This window comes from Streptomyces sp. NPDC008137 (assembly GCF_042957035.1).
Classification (GTDB): Bacteria; Actinomycetota; Actinomycetes; order Streptomycetales; family Streptomycetaceae; genus Streptomyces.
Genome location: NZ_JBIBHN010000026.1, coordinates 39222 through 57971 on the forward strand (window position 1 = coordinate 39222; position 18750 = coordinate 57971).

The 18750-nt window shown below is 70.1% G+C and carries 14 protein-coding genes and 1 riboswitch; of the genes, 3 read left to right on the forward strand and 11 right to left on the reverse strand.

From position 1 onward, the window contains the following. Window positions 1-2: 2 nt before the first annotated feature. Window positions 3-3596, reverse strand: coding sequence for an ATP-binding protein (locus ACFZBT_RS30880; protein WP_391110395.1), 3594 nt, complete (start codon window positions 3594-3596; stop codon window positions 3-5). Window positions 3597-3786: 190 nt separating this feature from the next. Next, window positions 3787-3930, forward strand: a riboswitch (cobalamin riboswitch). A gap of 123 nt (window positions 3931-4053) precedes the next feature. Between ACFZBT_RS30880 and ACFZBT_RS30885 the strand changes: the two genes are divergently transcribed. The 3 genes from ACFZBT_RS30885 to ACFZBT_RS30895 all read left to right on the forward strand — a co-directional run bounded on the left by ACFZBT_RS30885 (window position 4054) and on the right by ACFZBT_RS30895 (window position 8653). After that, a complete protein-coding gene (locus tag ACFZBT_RS30885) occupies window positions 4054-6429 on the forward strand; it encodes a ribonucleoside-diphosphate reductase subunit alpha (protein ID WP_391110398.1) in 2376 nt (791 codons plus the stop codon). After that, the gene (locus ACFZBT_RS30890) at window positions 6429-7442 is read left to right on the forward strand and encodes a ribonucleotide-diphosphate reductase subunit beta (protein ID WP_391110402.1); all 1014 of its coding nucleotides are present in this window, start codon (window positions 6429-6431) and stop codon (window positions 7440-7442) included. The genes ACFZBT_RS30885 and ACFZBT_RS30890 overlap by 1 nt, the downstream gene beginning before the upstream one ends. A 248-nt stretch (window positions 7443-7690) precedes the next feature. Beyond that, window positions 7691-8653, forward strand: coding sequence for a helix-turn-helix domain-containing protein (locus ACFZBT_RS30895; protein ID WP_391110405.1), 963 nt, complete (start codon window positions 7691-7693; stop codon window positions 8651-8653). A 13-nt stretch (window positions 8654-8666) separates the two neighbouring features. Here ACFZBT_RS30895 and ACFZBT_RS30900 read toward each other — a convergent pair whose 3' ends face one another. The 10 genes from ACFZBT_RS30900 to ACFZBT_RS30945 form a co-directional block, all read right to left on the reverse strand. Beyond that, complete coding sequence (locus ACFZBT_RS30900) at window positions 8667-10034, reverse strand: cytochrome P450 (protein WP_391110408.1); 1368 nt, start codon at window positions 10032-10034, stop codon at window positions 8667-8669. Then, window positions 10031-11116 carry an epi-isozizaene synthase gene (gene cyc1 / locus ACFZBT_RS30905; protein ID WP_391110411.1) on the reverse strand — a complete coding sequence of 362 codons (1086 nt, stop codon included), beginning with the start codon at window positions 11114-11116 and terminating at the stop codon, window positions 10031-10033. Before cyc1 ends, ACFZBT_RS30900 begins: the two co-directional genes overlap by 4 nt. A 295-nt stretch (window positions 11117-11411) precedes the next feature. Continuing rightward, a complete protein-coding gene (gene def / locus ACFZBT_RS30910) occupies window positions 11412-12062 on the reverse strand; it encodes a peptide deformylase (RefSeq protein ID WP_391110414.1) in 651 nt (216 codons plus the stop codon). Window positions 12063-12187: 125 nt separating this feature from the next. Next, window positions 12188-13168 carry a tetratricopeptide repeat protein gene (locus ACFZBT_RS30915; RefSeq protein ID WP_391110417.1) on the reverse strand — a complete coding sequence of 327 codons (981 nt, stop codon included), beginning with the start codon at window positions 13166-13168 and terminating at the stop codon, window positions 12188-12190. 117 nt (window positions 13169-13285) lie between these two features. Continuing rightward, entirely contained in the window at window positions 13286-14533 is a 1248-nt protein-coding gene (locus ACFZBT_RS30920; protein WP_391110419.1) for an HD domain-containing protein, read from the reverse strand. Then, a complete protein-coding gene (locus tag ACFZBT_RS30925) occupies window positions 14530-15861 on the reverse strand; it encodes an HD domain-containing phosphohydrolase (protein WP_391110422.1) in 1332 nt (443 codons plus the stop codon). The genes ACFZBT_RS30920 and ACFZBT_RS30925 overlap by 4 nt, the downstream gene beginning before the upstream one ends. Before the next feature lie 153 nt (window positions 15862-16014). Continuing rightward, on the reverse strand, window positions 16015-16326 hold the full coding sequence (gene rsrA / locus ACFZBT_RS30930; protein WP_391110425.1) for a mycothiol system anti-sigma-R factor: 312 nt from the start codon (window positions 16324-16326) through the stop codon (window positions 16015-16017). Then, window positions 16323-17009, reverse strand: coding sequence for an RNA polymerase sigma factor SigR (gene sigR, locus ACFZBT_RS30935; protein WP_189723136.1), 687 nt, complete (start codon window positions 17007-17009; stop codon window positions 16323-16325). The genes rsrA and sigR overlap by 4 nt, the downstream gene beginning before the upstream one ends. A gap of 256 nt (window positions 17010-17265) precedes the next feature. After that, complete coding sequence (locus tag ACFZBT_RS30940) at window positions 17266-17913, reverse strand: alpha/beta family hydrolase (RefSeq protein ID WP_391110570.1); 648 nt, start codon at window positions 17911-17913, stop codon at window positions 17266-17268. Window positions 17914-17923: 10 nt separating this feature from the next. Further along, window positions 17924-18739, reverse strand: coding sequence for an SOS response-associated peptidase family protein (locus ACFZBT_RS30945; protein WP_391110429.1), 816 nt, complete (start codon window positions 18737-18739; stop codon window positions 17924-17926). Window positions 18740-18750: the final 11 nt, after the last annotated feature.

Here is an 18750-nt window from a genome sequence, read left to right on the forward strand (position 1 = left end):
TCCTAGTCGCGGGTGCGCGCGGCCATCGCATGCCAGAAGCGGTCCAGCTCACGGACGCGCATGCTCACCCAGGGCGGCGTCTTCCGGCGCAACAGCCTGGGGAACCAGCGGCGCAGCCGTCCGGGCAGCAGGGCCTGCTGCTGGCGGCAGAACGGCTCTCGGATCTCTCCCCGGGGCACGGAGTCGTGGGGAGGGTACGGGCAGAGCTGGAACTTGCAGTCGGGCAGGCATGTGGTGCCGGGTGCGGGCGGGTTCGCGGTACCGACCCGGGCGCCGGGCCGCAGCGGCTCGCGGTTCGTGCGCAGGCACGGTGGGAGAGGCATCCCGGACTGCTCCGCGCGGGCCATGCGCTCCTCGACCTCGTCGGGGTTTCCGTCCCGTTCGATGAGGTTCAGCATCACCAGCACGTCGGCGACGAGACGTTGGGCCCTCCCGTCGAGGGTGCTCCAGCCGACCGAGGGCGGGATCCACAGGTTGTGCTTGCGGTAGGCGCCGGAGTGGTCCGTACGGGAACCGATGTTGTCGGCGACGCCCTTCTCGTCGATCCAGAGGAAGCGTTCGGGCTGGCCGGTCTCCAGGGCGAGGGCCACCAGATCGCCCGCCTCGGCGACGAACGGGTGCAGCAGCCGCCGCGGCGAGTCGCCGTTCGCACCGGGCGGGCCGGGCGGTGCGTTCACCGTGCCGGCCATCGCCAGCCAGCGCCGCACGGTCTGCACGGCGGTGGAACCACCGATCGCCAGGAGCGGCTCGCGCGACCCGTGGTGATCGTCGCTCGGCCCTGCCGTGGTGTCGCCGTTCCGGTCATGGTGGCCGAGCCGGTCGGGAAGTTCCCACAGGCACAGCGCTTGGAGCAGGCTGAGCTGCGAGTACCAGCACCGGGTCTGCTGCAGTACGGTCTCCGCCTGCCGGATCAGGTCGACGCTTCTGCCGGGGTCCGTGTTCGGATGGCGTTGGCGCCGGTTGGCCGCGTACTTGAAGCCCTGGGCCAGCGCCGCCTCCAGGGCGAGCGGCATATCGGGGGCGCCGTCCGTATGGGCCGGGTCGAGGTGGAGGAGCCATTTGGTGAGGCGCTCCCGGGCCTCGCCGCGGTGGGAGTCGTCGACCGACCCCAGCAGCATGGGCAGCATCCAGGCCCGCATCACGAACTCACGCAGCAGTTCGACCCGTTGGTTCTCGTACCGCTGGTTGAGTTCCTCGCGCTCGATCTGCAGCCGGTCGATGGCCTCGACGGACGCGGCAGGCGAGGACGCACGGGCGGATCTGGCCTGCCCCATTCTCGAGGTCCACGCTTCGAATTCCCTCGTGTTCTCGGCTTTCATTTCGAGGATCTTGGCGTTGTACTCCCCTATGGGGTCACTGTTGAGACCGACCCGCTCACGGATCACGGCGAACGCCTCGTTGCCGCCGCTGCCGAACTCCTGGGCGACGGCCAGGCGGATGGAGTACGAGGGCTCGGCGATGCCCAGCTCGAAGATCTTCTCGTACATCGCCGTGGTGTCGATCTTCTTGGAGGCCTGCCGCGACGCCGCGCCCAGCTGCTTGAGCAGCCGCAGTTTCGCGTCCTCGAGAGTGCGCTGATCGCCCTGGATGCCCGACCAGTCGGCCGCCACCCTCTCGACGATGTCGCCCAGTCGTCCCGGGTCGGCTTCCACACTCTCGACTTCGAGGGCGGCCGCGTAGAGGTCGAGGGTCTTGGGGTCGTCCGGCCGATGCTGCGCGGCCGCGCAGAGCCGCTCGGACAGGGCGCGCCCACGCACGGGGCTGCTCCGCGACGGCTCGTTCTTCCCCTCCTGGAACCCGGCCCCGACGCCGCCGGCTCGGGGAGGACGTCTCCCCACCCGCCCGCGGGACATGAACACGACCGCGACCAGCAGCTCACGTCCGGGGCCGGGCGGTCGCAGCGCCTGCTCGATCAGCTCGCCGGCGTCGGCCTCCTCCAGGTGGCTCAGCAGACGGAAACCGAAGTAGGCCTGCAGGATGCTGTGCGGGAAGCGCGCCTTCGTCTCGGAGCTCTCCAACAGCCCGAGCTTGTCCGCGTTGCCCACCAGACGGGCGAGCACGGCGTGGCACTGCGCCATGTTCCCCATCTGCAGCCGCCTCGCCTCCTCGTCGCCGAGCCTGGCGCGGAGCGCTGCCCAGATCCGTTCCCGGTGCCACTCGGAGAAGGCCTCCCCGTTGTCGCCGTACCGGTCGGTGCCAGGCACCCTGACCCACAGAGGCCCACCGGGCTGGACGTCCGGGCCGAGCAACTCCGCGAAGTCCACTTCCAGCTTGTCTTGAAGCAGTCCCACGCAGGCCAGAGCGGAGACCACCGCAAGGGTGTCCCGGCGCTCCTGCGGGGTCAGCGCGACGTCCTCACGCAGCCGGCCCTCGTGCAAGGCACGGCCCCAGGTGTCCAACAGCCACAACCGAAGCGTGCTCCGGTCCCGGCTGCGTGTGTTCAGACGCTTCGGGTCGTCGGTCGGACGGTCCCGTTCCAGGGCGCCGTGCCGGTGCAGTTCACGGGCGATCTGCAGATAGACGGGCGATTCGGTCACCTCGGCCGTCTCCACGATCCAGTCCACGCGGCGCTCGTCCGTCTCCGGTACGGAGTCTTTGACGAATTGCAGCGCCTCCTCCTCGCTCAGCGGTTCCAGCTCCACGATCGCCGCGGGCGTGGTGTCCAGAGGACTGTGCGGCCGGGAGGCGATGACCACCGGCAGCCGCTCCTCATAGGCGCGTTCGATGGCACAGCGGATGATGTTGTCCCGGTTCTGCTGAACACCGCCGTCGAGAAGAGCCTCTTCGAGTCCGTCGGCGATGACGACCAGCTTGTCGTCGGCAAGCAGTTGCTGCCAGACCCGATCGGTCTTGGTGCGGGCCAGAATGCCCTGCGGCGCCACCTCGGCGAAACGCTGCTTGGCCATGCGCTCGAAGTTCAGATCGGTCCCGCCGTCGGCGTCCCGCAGCCGGATCGGCACGGGCACGGCACGCTCCTGGGCCAGTAGTTCGGTGAGCCGCACAAGGACGGCGGTCTTCCCCGTGCCGACACCGCCCACGAGCAGATAGGGCCGACGAGTGCCGCGCTCCCTCAGCCGTTGGGCGATGACCTGCGCGAGCTCCTCGCGACCCACGATCTCGGTGGAGTCCTGCCCGGCCGTGAGCACGAGCTTGTGCGGGTCCCTGCGCGCCTTCACGAGGTATCGCCGTTTGTTCCAGCTGTACCACCAGAACATGAAGAGCGCGGCGGCGACCGAAGCGGTGAGGACCGGACCGATGAAACGGAGCAGGGCGTCGAGCCCCGGCTCCTTCTGCCATCTCTCGACCGTGGTCTGCTGGTCGGTGACCAGCATGTGTACGCCGGCCCCGATCCAGCCGAAGACCACGAGGGCGCCGACCGCCCAGACCATCCGGAGCACGTTGGTGTAGGAGAACCACCTGCGCCACTTCCTGGGCCGGGTGGTGCCGCGGCGGGCCTCGAGACGGATGGTCAGGCTGTGCCAGTGGCCGACGACGACGCGACTGGTCCGTCTCGCCGCCCGTCGCAGATCCAGCGTGGCCATCGGCGCGTTGCGCGGCCGCTCCTTGCCCGGTGTGCGACGGACGACCCTCGTCATGTGAGTACTCCCTCCGAGGGCGATCTGCTTCCCAGTACGGAGGACCCGCGGACGTCGGCACCTACTTCCATGGAAGCACTCCCCGCACGCCGCGCAACCCGATGGGGAAACGCCGACAGGGCATCACTCTTCTCACCTGTCAGCTGACGCTCCGACACCAGCGCGACACAACATCTGGGGGTGCCACCCGTACCCGGCACAAGATGTATGCTCGTGCTCGCTGTCGTCGCAGGGGAATCCGGTGCGAATCCGGAACTGTCCCGCAACGGTGTACTTGTGCATGTTTCATGCACAAGCGTCAGTCCGAGGACCTGCCGACAGCGCACCCGGCCGTCCGGCCGGGGTGCCCTGACGTCCGGGCCTCGTGGAATGGGCCGGTGGACGCGACGCCGTGTGCGCTCGTGTGCTGCCCCCCCGCCCTGCGCGAGGCCCCTTGCCGAGCGAGGGAGAGCCCCACGTGACCATCGCGCCAGCCGAACCGGTCTCAGCTTCCGAAGAAGAGCACGACGGCCCCGGTGCCGCGCTGCTGCGGACCCTGACCGAGCTGACCGCCGATCTCCCCGACGCCGACCCCGGCCGGGTCGCCGCCGCCGCGCTGCGCGGCCGGTCCGCGCGGGCGGACGAGACGGAATTGCGCGAGCTCGCGACGGAGTCGGCCGCCGGCCTCATCTCCGAGGACCCCGCCTACTCCCGGCTGGCCGCACGGCTGCTGACGATCGGCATCCGTGAAGAGGCCGCCTCGCAGGGTGTCACGTCCTTCACCGAGTCCGTCGCGGTCGGCCACCGGGAGGGCCTGATCGCCGACCGGACCGCCGAGTTCGTGCGCCTGCACGCCGCCCGGCTGGACGCGCTGATCGACCGGGCCGCCGACGACCGCTTCGGCTACTTCGGCCTGCGGACCCTGCACAGCCGCTACCTGCTCCGCCACCCGATCACCCGCAAGGTCGTCGAGACGCCCCAGCACTTCATGCTGCGCGTCGCCGCCGGTCTCGCCGAAAACGACACGGCGCAGTCCGTCGACGAGGTCGCCGCGCTCTACGGGCTCATGAGCCGCCTCGACTACCTCCCCTCCTCCCCCACCCTCTTCAACTCCGGCACCCGGCACCCCCAGATGTCGTCCTGCTACCTCCTGGACTCCCCCCAGGACGAGCTGGACTCGATCTACGACCGGTACCACCAGGTGGCGCGGCTGTCGAAGCACGCGGGCGGCATCGGTCTCTCGTACTCCCGTATCCGTTCCCGCGGTTCGCTGATCCGGGGCACCAACGGCCACTCCAACGGCATCGTCCCGTTCCTGAAGACCCTCGACGCCTCGGTCGCCGCCGTGAACCAGGGCGGCCGCCGCAAGGGCGCGGCCGCGGTCTACCTGGAGACCTGGCACTCCGACATCGAGGAGTTCCTGGAGCTGCGCGACAACACCGGCGAGGACGCCCGCCGTACGCACAACCTGAACCTCGCGCACTGGGTGCCGGACGAGTTCATGCGGCGGGTCAACGCCGACGGGCAGTGGTCGCTGTTCTCCCCCTCGGACGTGCCCGAGCTGGTCGACCTGTTCGGCGAGGAGTTCGACGCCGCGTACCGGGCGGCCGAGGCGAAGGGCCTGGCGAAGAAGACCCTGCCGGCCCGTGAGCTGTACGGCCGCATGATGCGCGCCCTCGCGCAGACCGGCAACGGCTGGATGACGTTCAAGGACGCCGCCAACCGCACCGCCAACCAGACGGCCGAGCCGGGCCACGTCGTCCACTCCTCCAACCTCTGCACGGAGATCCTGGAGGTCACCAGCGACGGGGAGACGGCGGTCTGCAACCTGGGCTCGGTCAACCTCGGCGCCTTCGTCGACCAGACCCGCGGGGACATCGACTGGGAGCGGCTGGACGAGACCGTCCGCACCGCCGTGACCTTCCTCGACCGGGTCGTGGACATCAACTTCTACCCGACCGAGCAGGCGGGCCGCTCCAACGCCCGCTGGCGTCCGGTCGGCCTGGGGGCCATGGGTCTGCAGGACGTCTTCTTCAAGCTGCGCCTGCCCTTCGACTCGCCCGAGGCCAAGGCGCTCTCGACCCGTATCGCCGAGCGGATCATGCTCGCCGCGTACGAGGCCTCCGCCGGCCTGGCCGAGCGCAACGGCCCGCTGCCGGCCTGGGAGAAGACCCGTACGGCCAGGGGCGTGCTGCACCCCGACCACTACGACGTGGAGCTGACCTGGCCCGAGCGCTGGGCGGCCCTGCGCGAGCGCGTCGCCGCGACCGGCATGCGCAACTCCCTGCTCCTCGCCATCGCGCCCACGGCCACGATCGCCTCCATCGCGGGCGTGTACGAGTGCATCGAGCCGCAGGTGTCCAACCTGTTCAAGCGCGAGACGCTGTCGGGCGAGTTCCTCCAGGTCAACTCCTACCTGGTGGACGAGCTGAAGCGGCTCGGCGTGTGGGACGCCCGCAGCCGGGAGGCGCTGCGCGAGGCGAACGGCTCGGTGCAGGACTTCGCCTGGATCCCCGCGGACGTACGGGCGCTCTACCGCACGGCGTGGGAGGTCCCGCAGCGCGGCCTGATCGACATGGCGGCGGCCAGGACGCCGTTCCTGGACCAGTCCCAGTCCCTGAACCTCTTCATGGAGACGCCGACCATCGGCAAGCTCTCCTCGATGTACGCCTACGCCTGGAAGGCCGGGCTGAAGACGACGTACTACCTGCGCTCGCGCCCGGCGACCCGCATCGCCCGCGCCGCACAGGCCCAGGCGCAGCCCGAGAAGACCATCCCCGTCCAGCAGACCGCCGACCCCGACGCGGTCGCCTGCTCCCTGGAAAACCCCGAGTCCTGCGAGGCCTGCCAGTAATGACCACCCGTAACGCCAATCTCCTCGACCCGGGCTTCGAGCTGACCCTGCGCCCCATGCGCTACCCGGACTTCTACGAGCGCTACCGGGACGCCATCAAGAACACCTGGACCGTGGAGGAGGTCGACCTCCACTCGGACGTCGCCGACCTCGCGAAGCTGTCCGAGGGCGAGCAGCACATGATCGGCCGGCTGGTCGCGTTCTTCGCGACGGGCGACTCGATCGTCGCGAACAACCTGGTGCTGACGCTGTACAAGCACATCAACTCCCCGGAGGCGCGCCTGTACCTGTCGCGCCAGCTCTTCGAGGAGGCCGTGCACGTCCAGTTCTATCTGACGCTGCTCGACACCTACCTTCCCGACCCGGAGGACCGGGCGGCGGCCTTCGACGCGGTCGAGAACATCCCGTCCATCCGTGAGAAGGCCGAGTTCTGCTTCAAGTGGATCAACGAGGTCGAGAAGCTGGAGAGCCTGCAGACCCAGGCCGACCGGCGTCGCTTCCTGCTGAACCTGATCTGCTTCGCCGCGTGCATCGAGGGCCTGTTCTTCTACGGTGCCTTCGCCTACGTCTACTGGTTCCGCAGCCGCGGTCTGCTGCACGGCCTGGCCACCGGCACCAACTGGGTGTTCCGGGACGAGACGATGCACATGTCCTTCGCCTTCGACGTGGTCGACACCGTCCGCAAGGAGGAGCCGGAGCTCTTCGACGACCAGCTGGAGCAGCAGGTAACGGACATGCTGCGGGAGGCCGTCGAGGCCGAGCTGCAGTTCGCGCGCGACCTGTGCGGTGACGGCCTCCCGGGCATGAACACCGAGTCGATGCGGCAGTACCTGGAGTGCGTCGCCGACCAGCGGCTCAGCCGGCTCGGCTTCGCTCCGGTGTACGGCTCCGAGAACCCCTTCTCCTTCATGGAGCTGCAGGGCGTTCAGGAGCTGACCAACTTCTTCGAGCGGCGCCCCTCTGCGTACCAGGTGGCGGTGGAGGGCACCGTCGACCTGGACGAGGACTTCTGAGCCGGCTCGCTCTCCCTGGCCTCCTGGGCCTCCCGGATCTGACGGTCGACGCGCCTGTCGCGCGCGATGCCGATCACTGACGGGAGGACCAGGAGGACCAGCGTCCCGAGTACGAAGATCATTGCGATGAGTGTCTGTGCCTGGTTCGTTTCCATGGACACCACTGTCGCGCCGATGACTCCTTACCGTCAGTGGCAGTACTGCCGTAGACCCTCGAATTACTGCCATCGGCGAGGCACACTGGAGACATGCTCCAGAACGTGGCCGTCGCCCTGCTCGACGGCGTGAACCCCTTCGAACTGGGCGTGGTGTGCGAAGTCTTCGGCACCGACCGCAGCGACGAGGGCCTGCCGGTCTACGATTTCGCCGTCGCCTCGGCCGAGGGTCCGGCCCTGCGCATGAACTCGGGCTTCTCGCTCCAGGTCGAACACGGCCTGGAGCGGTTGGAGACGGCCGACCTGATCGCCGTGCCGGCCGGGCACACCTACGCGTCCCGGGACTTCCCGCCGGAACTGCTGGACGCCCTGCGACGTGGTGTCGACCGCGGCGCCCGGGTGCTCAGCGTCTGTTCCGGCGTCTTCGTGCTGGCCGCGGCCGGTCTGCTGGACGGCCGCCGCTGCGCCACACACTGGAAGCACGCGAAGGACCTCGCCCGGCAGTACCCACGCGTGGTCGTCGAGCCGGACGTGCTCTACGTCGACGAGGACCCGGTGATCACCTCCGCCGGGACGGCCGCCGGGATCGACGCCTGCCTCCACCTGGTGCGCAAGGAGCAGGGCTCCGAGGTCGCCAACAAGATCGCCCGGCGGATGGTGGTGCCGCCGCACCGCGACGGCGGACAGGCCCAGTACATCGAGCGCCCGCTGCCGCACCCCGAGGGTGACACGATCGGCGAGGTGCTGGCGTGGATGGAGCACCATCTCGACGACGAGGTCACCGTCGAGCAGCTCGCCGCCCACGCCCACATGTCCCCGCGCACCTTCGCCCGCCGCTTCCAGCAGGAGACGGGGACGACTCCCTACCGCTGGGTCCTGCGCCAGCGGGTGCTGCTGGCCCAGCGGCTGCTGGAGGCGACGGACGAGACGATGGACGCGATCGCCGGCCGAACGGGGTTCGGCAACGCGGCCACACTGCGCCACCACTTCGTCCGGGCGGTGGGCACCACGCCGAACGCCTACCGGCGCACGTTCAGGGGCCCCGAAGCGGCCTGACGATCACGGCCTGTCACCTCGGCACCGGCCGCACCCGCAGGTCGTTCGGCCGGAGCGTGATGCCGACCCGCGTGGCGTCGTCCGAACCGGCTACCTGTTCGAAGCGGTACCTGGCGGCCAGCGCCGCCGTGATCAGCGTCAGCTGGGCCATCGAGAAGTGGTCGCTCGGGCACTTGCGGTTGCCCGTGCTGAACGGGCTCATGGCGTGCTTCGGGATGTTTTTGACCCGGTCCGGCAGCCACCGGTCGGGGTCGAACTCGAGGTTCCGCTCGTACGACTTCGCGTCGCGCTGGATCGCGTACGGGCTGTACACAATGTCCGCCCCGGCCGGAATCCGGTATCCGCCGAGTTCCGTGTCCCGGACCGCCCGGCGCGTCAGAATCCAGACGGCGGGCCGCAAACGCAGAGCCTCGACGACGACATTGTTGGTGTGCCGGAGTCCCCGGACGTCCTCGAATGCCACCGGCCGCCCACCGGTGACGGCTTCCACTTCGTCACGCACCCGGTCCGCCTGTTCAGGGTGTTCCGCGAGCATATGCAACAGCCACATGATCGTGGAGGCGACGGTTTCACTGCCGGGGGTGAGGATCGCGACGACCTGATCGTGGATCTCCTGTTCCCCGATGGGGTCGCCATTCTCGTCCTTCGCCTCCAGCAATGCCGTCAGCAAATCGTCCGGCTTTTGACCGGATGCCCGGCGCTCGGCGACGATCTCGTCGACCAGGAGATGCAAATCGGCCAATGCCCGGTTGAATTCACGGTTGGCGGGGAGCGGCAGCTTGTAGAGCGGCCCGAGCGGAACCACCATCCGCCGGTACATCCCGCGGAAGACGGTGGCGAGCGCGACGCACAGCCGCTCCGCCCGCTCGTCCATGTAGTCGCCGCGCAGCAGACAGCGGGCCGCGATGCGCACTGCCACCCGGAAGGACTCGGAGGTGCAGTCGACGACCTCGCCGGCCTTCCAGCGCTCGGTGAGCGCGTGCGCCTCCTCCTCCATGATCGGCCCGTACGCGGGGATGGCGTCGAGCCGGAAGGCGGGTTGGATGGTGCGCCGCTGACGCCGGTGCCGCGGCCCGTTCGCCGTGGCCACGCCTTCCTTGCCGAGCAGGCCCTCCAGGGACTCCCAGAGCGGCCCGGCGATGATGAAGTCGTTGCTCAGCGCCAGTGCGCCGGTGAGGTCGGGGGTGGTGACGGCGTACACGGTCTTCGGCCCGAGCTTCAGGCGGACCACGTCGCCGTGGTCGCGCAGCCGGGACATGAACGCCAGCGGGTCGCGCACGAGCTTCCAGCCGTGGCCCAGGCCGGGGACACCGCCGCCCGCCCGGGGCGGCTCACGCAGATCCGGAGCCAGGGCTTCGGGTTGCACGGACTCGACGGTCATTTCTCACCTGCCGCTTCGTTGTTGACGTACGGGGGCGTGGACCGGTCGTCCCAGCTGTCGACCGTGTACCGGCCGGACTCGTGGTGGAACCAGTAGACGGAACTGAACCAGTTGCGCATATTGCTCAGACAGGCCCGCACGGCGGCGCTCAGTTCCTTTCCCCGCACGGTGCCGTCGGCGAGGTCGTCGGCGAACCGTAATGCTTCCCGTTCGACGTCGATGAATTCCTCGATGCAATTCTCGACACGGTTCCTGAGTTCGACGACAGCCTCTTCCAGAGTCAGTCCCTCATGGGCGATGAGACTGATTCCGAGATTGTGCACCTCGTCGCCCGCCAGTTCCTTGGGAAGGGAGCAGAGGTCGTTGTACCAGGCCGCGAATTCCTGGCTCAGCAGCGCCGCACGTCGGTATGCCGGGTGTTTCCGGACGGGGTCGGGTATCTCACACCCCGCGGCCGGCTCCAGGAGGTCCGTCCATATCCAGTGAGCGAAGGTGAGCCGGCGCAACCGGAGATATTCGTCGACCGTGGGCACGATTCCATGGGTGCGGTTGTGGAACTCCCGGTCGTAGGCGTCGACCACCGCGTGGAAGTGCCGGGCGAACCGGAGGTTCCACGTCCTCGGCAGGAACGCGTACAGCCGGGACACGCTGTCCGCGAACCCGGCGACCAGTGGGTCCTCGTGGTGCAGATGCGCCCCGGGGAAGTCGAGGGCCGTGTGCAGCCGGTCCCGCAGCCGCCGCCAGGCGACCGGACGGCCGTGCACGATGTCACGGTCGTGCCGGTCGTCCCAGACGAAGAACCAGGCGCTGTAGTCGGCGATCGCCTGGAGGACCTCGTCGGGGGCACCGATGTAGTACCCGGCCATGAGGTCGGTGTAGCAAAGGCCGTCGGCATATTCCTCCACCTTGTCCGCGGGCATGAGCCGCTTTTCGAGCAGCCAGGCCCGGGTCTTGTCCTGGCACTGCGGCCAATACGGGTGGAGTTGCCGGGGAAACGCCGCCTCGATCACTGGTAGAGAGAGCGACGGTGGAACTGCGATGGTGGTCGGTGCCGATGTGGTGCCGTCTGGCAAAGCATGCACGAACTAACCCCTCTCAGCCGCCAGTTGGCGCGGGCGCCCCTCCCTTCGTGCCGGGCGTGCGCCGTTGCATACCCCGCTCATCCCATTCAGCACTACAACTGACCGTTCTGGGAACGTATTTGCTTCATTCACTACCCCACAGTGCCGGGATCCTCCCGGTGTGTGACTGGCGACGGATCGCCAGGAGAGCAGAAGCGATCGAACGTGCGACGGACAGGCGAACGACACAGACGAACGGCGTCCGTTCGGGACGGGATTCCCGGACAGACGCCGTTCGTCTGGTGCTCGTGAGGTCTCAGTCGTTCGCGACCACGGGGTAGCGGGGCTCGTTCTCGGCCATCTGGCGCAGCGCGTCCTTGCGCTCCCGCTTGGAGAGCCGGTCGATGTACAGGTAGCCGTAGAGGTGGTCGGTCTCGTGCTGCAAACACCGAGCGAAGTATCCGGTGCCGCGCACCTTGATCGGGTTGCCCTTCTCGTCCTGCCCGGTCACCTCGGCGTAGTCGGGCCGGGCGAGCGGGGCGTACGCGGTGGGCACGGACAGGCAGCCCTCGTTGCTGTCGTCCAGCCGGCGGTTCTCGGCGGGCAGTTCGACGAGCCTCGGGTTGCAGACCACGCCGGTGTGCCGGACGCCCTCGTCGTCGGGGCAGTCGTAGATGAAGACCTTCAGGTCGACACCGATCTGGTTGGCGGCCAGGCCCACGCCCTCGGCGGTGCGCTGGCTGGCGAACATGTCCGCGACGAGCTGCTGGAACTCCTCGCCGAACTCGGTGACGTCCTTGCACTCCTTGTGCAGCACCGGGTTACCGACCACCGTGATCGGCCGCGAGCTCCCCCGCTCCCGCCAGGCCGCCTCGCGCTCCTCGCAGTCCTCCGTGTCGATCACGTACCCCTCGTCATCGACGGGGAGCACGCCCGCGTGCTGCTGATCGGTGTCCTGCTGAGCCATGACGTTACGTACGCCTTCCTGAAACTGACCGGGCTGAGATGCTGATACAGGTTACGCGGGTATCGGCTTTTGGGGGCGCGGGGAACTGCGCGACCAGCCACGACGCGCCCGCACTCGCCGACGGCCTAGCAGACCTCTTCCAGATCCCGCCAGCCCCGGGAATCCGGACTGTCGGCCACCCACCCGTCCAGCAACCCCCTCACCAGCGAAGCCGGCGCAGCCAACCCGCACTCCCGCTCCGGAACCCACAGCTGCCCGTCCGTCCGGTGCCCCAGCGGCCCGGGATGCCCCGGCTCACTGTGATCATGCGGATCGAGGTGCTCCCCGTCACCCTCGTCCGACGGCATCCGGGACTCGGAACACATCCGGCACAGCAACCGCACCGAGGAAGACCAGTCCTCCGCCGCGAATCCGGCGTCACCCGCCAGCTGCTCCAGCGCGTCCCGGTCGGACTCGGTCGCCGCCTCCAGCAGCACCACCCACGTCGGCACCGGCGACGGCGCCCACAGCTCGATCTCGTCGAACACCGGGTAGGTGTGCCCGGCGGCCGTGGTCCGCTCCCCGTGCGGCACTCCGTCGTGCAGGACGACCTCGCCCCAGCGCCGCCCCGACGACGGCAGCGGAATGGACAGCACCTCGATCCGCGCGGGATCCAGCCGCCGCCCCCACACGACCTCGGCCTCCCCCTCCGGGGACAGCCGTACGGCCGCGCTGCCGAGATCCATGCCGACGGGCTCGCCGGCGGCCATGGCGGAACCCGGCATCCGCAGCCCGTAGGCCTGCCAGGCGCGCCGGGCCAGTGGCCAGTCCTGGAGGGCGGTCGCGGCGATGCCGACGTTCCACCAGTCGGGCGCACCGGTGTCCCGGTCGAGCAGGGCCACGGCCCTGAGGCCCGCCGCCCGCGCCTGCTCCCAGTCGTGCCGGAACTTGTGCAGCAGGGCCAGGTTGAACCACGACTCGGACAACCAGGGCTCGAGGTCGGCGGCACGTGTCAACAGTGCGCCCGCGTCCTCGTACCTACCGTCGCCGATAAGTGTGAACGCCCGGTCTGTGGCCTGCCGCCAGGAGGCGGAGGGCCGGTGCCGTCCCTTGCCGAAGATCCTCACGATTCCCGCCTGCCAGTTCCGTGCGGTGGGCTGGCCGTACCTGTGTTTCGAGCCCCCGGACACCTTCTCCTTCGCATCCAACCACGTACGGCCTCCGAGGCGCTCATTACCCATGGGTTACCCAGCCATGGGCGGAGTCAGACTGCCCCTTGCCAGTACCCGGGCCATTGATTCCACCACCTCCGGCGCGTACTTCCCGGCGGTGGCGAGCCGGAGTTCCTCCAGCGCCGTCAGCGGCCCGCCGGGCCCGCCTTCCCTGGACTTCTCCTCGTACGCGTTCACGGCCCGGACGATTCGCGCGGCGAGCGGCTGCTCGGCGTAGGGGTCGGCCTGCCGTTCCACGACCACGGCGACCGCCTCGTGGACCCCCGTCTGCCGTACGACGGCACCGCCGAGCAGCGCGATCCGCCGCTGTTCCGCGGCGGGCAGGTCGGCGGTGGCGCCCGCCGGCACCGGGTCGACGAGGCTCAGCTGGCCGATGTCGTGCATGAGCGCGGCGTACTCCAGGACGGCCAGTTCGGGCTCGGTCAGGCCCAGGTCCCGCCCCACCGCCTGGCCGAGCGCGGCGACCCGCCGGGCGTGCCCGCAGGGGGTGTAGCCGGCGACCTCGGTGGCCCGTGCGAGGGAGGCGATGGTCTGCCCGTAGGTGGCCCGGACCGCGGCGTACCGCCGGAAGGACATCTGGGCGAGCAGCAGCGGCACGGAGAAGACGGGCAGCGCCCACAGCCCGACGACGGCGACCGCGAGCGCCATCACGGCCCCGGTCGCGATGACGGCGGACCCGATGCCGCACACGGCCCGCAGCTCGTCCCGCAGTACCGGGCCGAAGGGCCAGCCGGTGCGCGAGTGGGCCAGGGCGGCGGCGAGCACCGCGTCGCACAGCGCGGTCAGGGAGAGCAGCGCGAGGAGCAGCAGCGCGTAGGCGAGTCCGCCCCAGTCGTCGAACATCCCCCGGTTGTACGGGGGCTGGAAGCACACGGCGACGAATCCGACGGTGAGCATGCGGCGCGCCAGGTGGTCGAGGGTGGGCCCCTGTCCGCGGGCGACGTGCGGCACGCTGCCGAGCAGAGAGGCGGCCAGCACGACGGCGACGACCTGGGCGACGCCGTGGTGCGTGGCCTGCCCGCCGGCCTCCCCGAGCAGCGCGTACGACAGTGCCGCCGCGGCCCCGAGCGGTGCCGGTTCCCGGATCCGCGCGCCGCCCTGCCGGGTGAGCTCCCCGACGGTGACGAGGACCCCGAACGCGAGGGCGACCCGGCGTTCCTCGAGTCCGTTGTAGAGCGTGACGGCGAGGGAGCCGGTGGCGAGGAGGGCGGCGGACGCGTGGACGAGGGTGCGCAGGTGAGGCGCCCCGCACGCGCTCATCGGTGTGCTCCGGGCCGGCTGGAGACCGGTGGGGCGGGCGGGGGCACCAGGGGCGGGTGGGCGTCGTCGGCGGTCACCGCGGGGTGCCAGCCCGCCCGCCGTACGGCCTCGACCAGGGCGGTGACCATCACGGGGTCGAAGTGGCTGCCCGCACACCGCTCCAGCTCCTCCAGGGCCACCGGGACGGGGCGGGCCCTGCTGTAGCTCCGGGTGGAGGTCATGGCGTCGAAGGCGTCGGCGACGGCCACGACCCGTGCGGACTCCGGGATCTGACGGCCCACCAGTCCGTACGGGTACCCGCTGCCGTCCAGCCGCTCGTGGTGGTGCAGTACGGCGGCGCGGGCCTCGCCGAGGAAGCCGATGCCGCGCACCATCTCGTGCCCGTACTCGGGGTGCAGCTCGATCACGCGCCGTTCCTCGGGGGTCAGCGGCCCGTTCTTCCTGAGCAGCCGGGTGGGCACGCCCAGCTTGCCGACGTCGTGCAGGATCCCGGCGAAGCGGAGCACCTCCACGCGCTCGTCGGCCATGCCCAGTTCGCGCGCGATCATCATGGAGGCCTGTCCGACGCGCTCGCTGTGCCCGCGCGTGTACCCGTCCTTGATGTCGACGGCTTGGACCAGCGCCCGGATGGTCGCCTGGTGGGCGGCCCGTTCCCGGTGGTACTGGGCGAACGCCCACCACGAGACGCACATCGGCAGCAGCACGAGCAGCGCGGCCACGGGACCGTACGGGCTGCGCCACAGGACGGCCATCATCAGCCCGGCGAGCCCGTGCACGGCGATCGGCGCGAGCGAACGCGCCACCAGCCCCCGCCAGGCGCGCCGCACCGGCACGCGCTCGGCAACGGCGAGGATCCCGCCGTCCAGCAGCGCGAGCACCAGGCAGAACGCCAGCACGGCGGCCCCGGCCGGCCCGAGCGCGTAGGGGACGTCGCCCGCGACGACCGCGTCCCGCCCGCCGAGCAGCCAGTGCACCTTGGCGGCGGCCCACACCCCGAGGACGAGCTGAGCCGCCCGCCAGACGCGCCGCAGCGCCGCGGGCCGCTGCCCGACGGGCGAGAGCAGCGAGGCGGGCACGGCGACCAGGGCGGCGGCGGGCGCCGGCAGCAGGAAGGCGCCGGCGAGCAGCACGGGGTAGAAGGTCCCGGCCGGGTGCGAGATGCCGACGAACCGGGACCGGGCGACGCGCTCGCACCCGGCGTACAGCGCGGCGAGCAGCGCGACCGCCCACCAGGGCGTACGGACGCCGGGCAGCGGGAGCAGACAGCACAGGGCGGCGACGGCGACAGAGGCCACATACACCCGTGCCCGCGCCGATACCGCTTCCATGAGCCCCTCCCCGGCCATGTCCGTCAGGCCCGGAGCCTAGGACGCCGGTGGGGGGCTCCACGGGCCGATAGCCCGCGGATTAGCACGTTCGAGTGACGCGTTCGAAAATGACTACCCCCCGAGGAGGCGGGGTAGTTGAAAAGCGCAGGAGTGTCAGGACTCCTGGGGCGAGGCGGGCGAGGCCGTCACGTCCTGATCGGGGACCGCCTGGCCGGAACGGATCAGGTCGATCCGTCCCATGACCTTGGCCCGCAGGTCGCCCGGCACGTCGTCATGCCCGCAGCAGCGCTTGACGAGCTTCTTCACGGCCTGTTCGAGCCCGTACTTCTCGAGGCAGGGCGAGCATTCCTCGAAGTGGGTCTCGAACTTCACGCAGTCCGAGTCCGGCATCTCCCGGTCGAGGAACTCGTAGAGATGATCGAGGATTTCGCTGCAATCCGTCTCGTGCGGCTCTCCGCAGCTCATGACCCCGAGCCTTTCGCTTCGTTCGACTCTCCGGCGCCGGCCGGGACCATCCCGCGGTCACGGGCGTAGTCCTCCAGCATGCCGCGCAGCTGACGGCGGCCCCGGTGCAGCCGGGACATCACCGTACCGATGGGTGTCCCCATGATGTCGGCGATCTCCTTGTAGGCAAACCCCTCGACGTCCGCGAGGTACACGGCGATGCGGAACTCCTCGGGGATCGCCTGGAGCGCTTCCTTCACGTCCGAGTCGGGCAGGTGGTCGAGCGCCTGCGACTCCGCGGAGCGCAGGCCCGTCGACATGTGCGACTCGGCGCGGGCGAGCTGCCAGTCCTCGATCTCCTCGGCCGCGGAGCGCTGAGGTTCGCGCTGCTTCTTGCGGTACGAGTTGATGAAGGTGTTGGTGAGGATCCGGTACAGCCACGCCTTGAGGTTGGTGCCCTCGCGGAACTGGTGGAAGGACGCGTACGCCTTGGCGTACGTCTCCTGCACCAGGTCCTCGGCGTCGGCCGGGTTGCGCGTCATGCGCAGCGCGGCCGAGTACATCTGGTCGAGGAACTCGAGCGCGTCCCGCTCGAAGCGCGCACTGCGCTCCGCGGCCGTCTCCGCGCCCGTGCCGCCCTGGCCCTCGGGCTGCTCCGCCTGGCCGTGTTCGGTCCCTGCGTCGGTCCCTGTGACCGGACCCACCTCCTCGAGTGTTCTCGTGAGACCGAGACCGGTCTCACCCGAATCGGAGGATAGACGACGATCCGGTCCGCCCGCCGCCCGAACAGGGGCGGTCCTGGCCGCGTGCAGCACCGTCCAGTCCAGGTCGGCGCGGCTGCTGCGGGTCGGGCAGATGGTCGAACCCATGCGGCGGACTTCCTCTCCTACGGCGTCTGCGCTGGTCTCCAGCACGTACGTCCCGCACAACAGTGACCGCCGTCCCGGCATTCCCGAAGCTTTACCCGAGTGACCCGGTCCACTCCACGACCGCGTCCGTGATGAGCTTCACGGCCTCGTCCTGCGAGATCTCCGCCCGCTTGGGGACGGCGAAGCCGTGATCGCCGTACGGCACCTCGACGAGTTCGTACGACCCAGCGGGGAACTCCTGCGGCTTCCCGAAGGGGTCGTTCCCGCCCTGGACGACCAGGGTGGGCACCCCGGAACCGAGCAGTTCGTCGGCCCGGGACTTCTCCGGCTTGCCCGGCGGGTGGAGGGGGAAGCTGAGGGCGAGGACCGCGTGGGCGCCCAGTTCCGTGGCGGTCCGGCAGGCGACCCGGGCCCCGGCGCTGCGGCCCCCGGAGATCACCGGCAGTCCGGGGGCGGCGAGGGCGGGCCAGAGGCCGCGCCAGCCGACGTCCAGGGTCTTCGGCGCGGGCGCCAGCTTCTTCCCGGCCACCCGCCAGGGCTGCTCCACCCGGGCCACGGTCACGCCGTGGGCCGGCAGGGCCTCGGCCAGGGCGATCAGGTCGCGGGCCTCGATACCGCCGCCCGCGCCGTGGCTGACGGCGAGCACGAGCCGGGCCTTCTTCGCCCGGTGCCAGGTGATGCGGGCGGTTCCGGCGTCGGTCTCGACGGTCTCGGTGGCCGTGCTGGTCGCTTTCGTCACATGCGTCACGTCAGAAGAGTGTGCCCTCTTCGGGCCCTTCCAGCTCCTTCAGCAGCTCCGGCCCGTTGTTGCGGACGTTGCTGACGGCCGTGGTGACGGGGTAGGCGCGCATCAGCCCGGCGGGCGGCGGGGCGAGCAGCTCGCGCAGCTCGTCGGGGTCGGTGCGGGAGGGGTCGAGCCAGGCGTCCCAGCGGTCGGGGGTCAGCATCAGCGGCATCCGGGGGTGGATCTCGGCCAGGGCCCGGGGACCGTCCGCCGGGGACACCGCCAGCGGGCTCGTCTCGGCCTCGGTGGTGATGACGGAGCACGTCACCCACCAGGACTGCGGGTGGTCGTCGGGCAGCGTCCGGTCCCGCCAGAACTCGTACAGCCCGGCCATGGCGAAGACCGACCCGTCCGCCGGTGTCACGAAGTACGGCTGCTTGCGGGGCCGCTTCTTCTTTCCCTCGACCTCCAGCTCGCGCTCCTGCGTGCCGGTGACCCACTCGTAGTAGCCGTCGGCGGGCAGGACGCAGCGCCGGGAGGTGAAGGCACGGCGGTAGGACGGCTTCTCGTGGACGGTCTCCGCGCGGGCGTTGATCATCCGGGCGCCGCCCTCCGGGGTCTTCGACCAGGACGGGACGAGCCCCCACTTCAGCTTTCGCAGCTGCCGAACCGGCCGCGGGTCGTCCACGTCCTTCAGAGGGCGGTCGAGGACGGCGTAGACCTCTTTGGTGGGCGCCACGTTGTAGTCCGGCTCGAGGGTCTCCTCGGGCTCCCACTTCTCGATCTCAAAGATTCCTGCGAGATCCTCTGGCCTGCGACTCGCTGAATACCGTCCGCACATACGTGCCACAC

Excerpts from the sequence above, each read along its gene's own strand:
- ACFZBT_RS30890 (WP_391110402.1), top strand. The coding sequence starts at position 6,429 with ATGACCACCCGTAACGCCAATCTCCTCGACCCGGGCTTCGAGCTGACC.
- ACFZBT_RS30880 (WP_391110395.1), bottom strand. The coding sequence starts at position 3,596 with ATGACGAGGGTCGTCCGTCGCACACCGGGCAAGGAGCGGCCGCGCAAC.
- def (WP_391110414.1), bottom strand. The coding sequence starts at position 12,062 with ATGGCTCAGCAGGACACCGATCAGCAGCACGCGGGCGTGCTCCCCGTC.
- ACFZBT_RS30900 (WP_391110408.1), bottom strand. The coding sequence starts at position 10,034 with ATGACCGTCGAGTCCGTGCAACCCGAAGCCCTGGCTCCGGATCTGCGT.
- ACFZBT_RS30920 (WP_391110419.1), bottom strand. The coding sequence starts at position 14,533 with ATGAGCGCGTGCGGGGCGCCTCACCTGCGCACCCTCGTCCACGCGTCC.
- rsrA (WP_391110425.1), bottom strand. The coding sequence starts at position 16,326 with ATGAGCTGCGGAGAGCCGCACGAGACGGATTGCAGCGAAATCCTCGAT.
- ACFZBT_RS30895 (WP_391110405.1), top strand. The coding sequence starts at position 7,691 with ATGCTCCAGAACGTGGCCGTCGCCCTGCTCGACGGCGTGAACCCCTTC.
- ACFZBT_RS30945 (WP_391110429.1), bottom strand. The coding sequence starts at position 18,739 with ATGTGCGGACGGTATTCAGCGAGTCGCAGGCCAGAGGATCTCGCAGGA.
- ACFZBT_RS30925 (WP_391110422.1), bottom strand. The coding sequence starts at position 15,861 with ATGGAAGCGGTATCGGCGCGGGCACGGGTGTATGTGGCCTCTGTCGCC.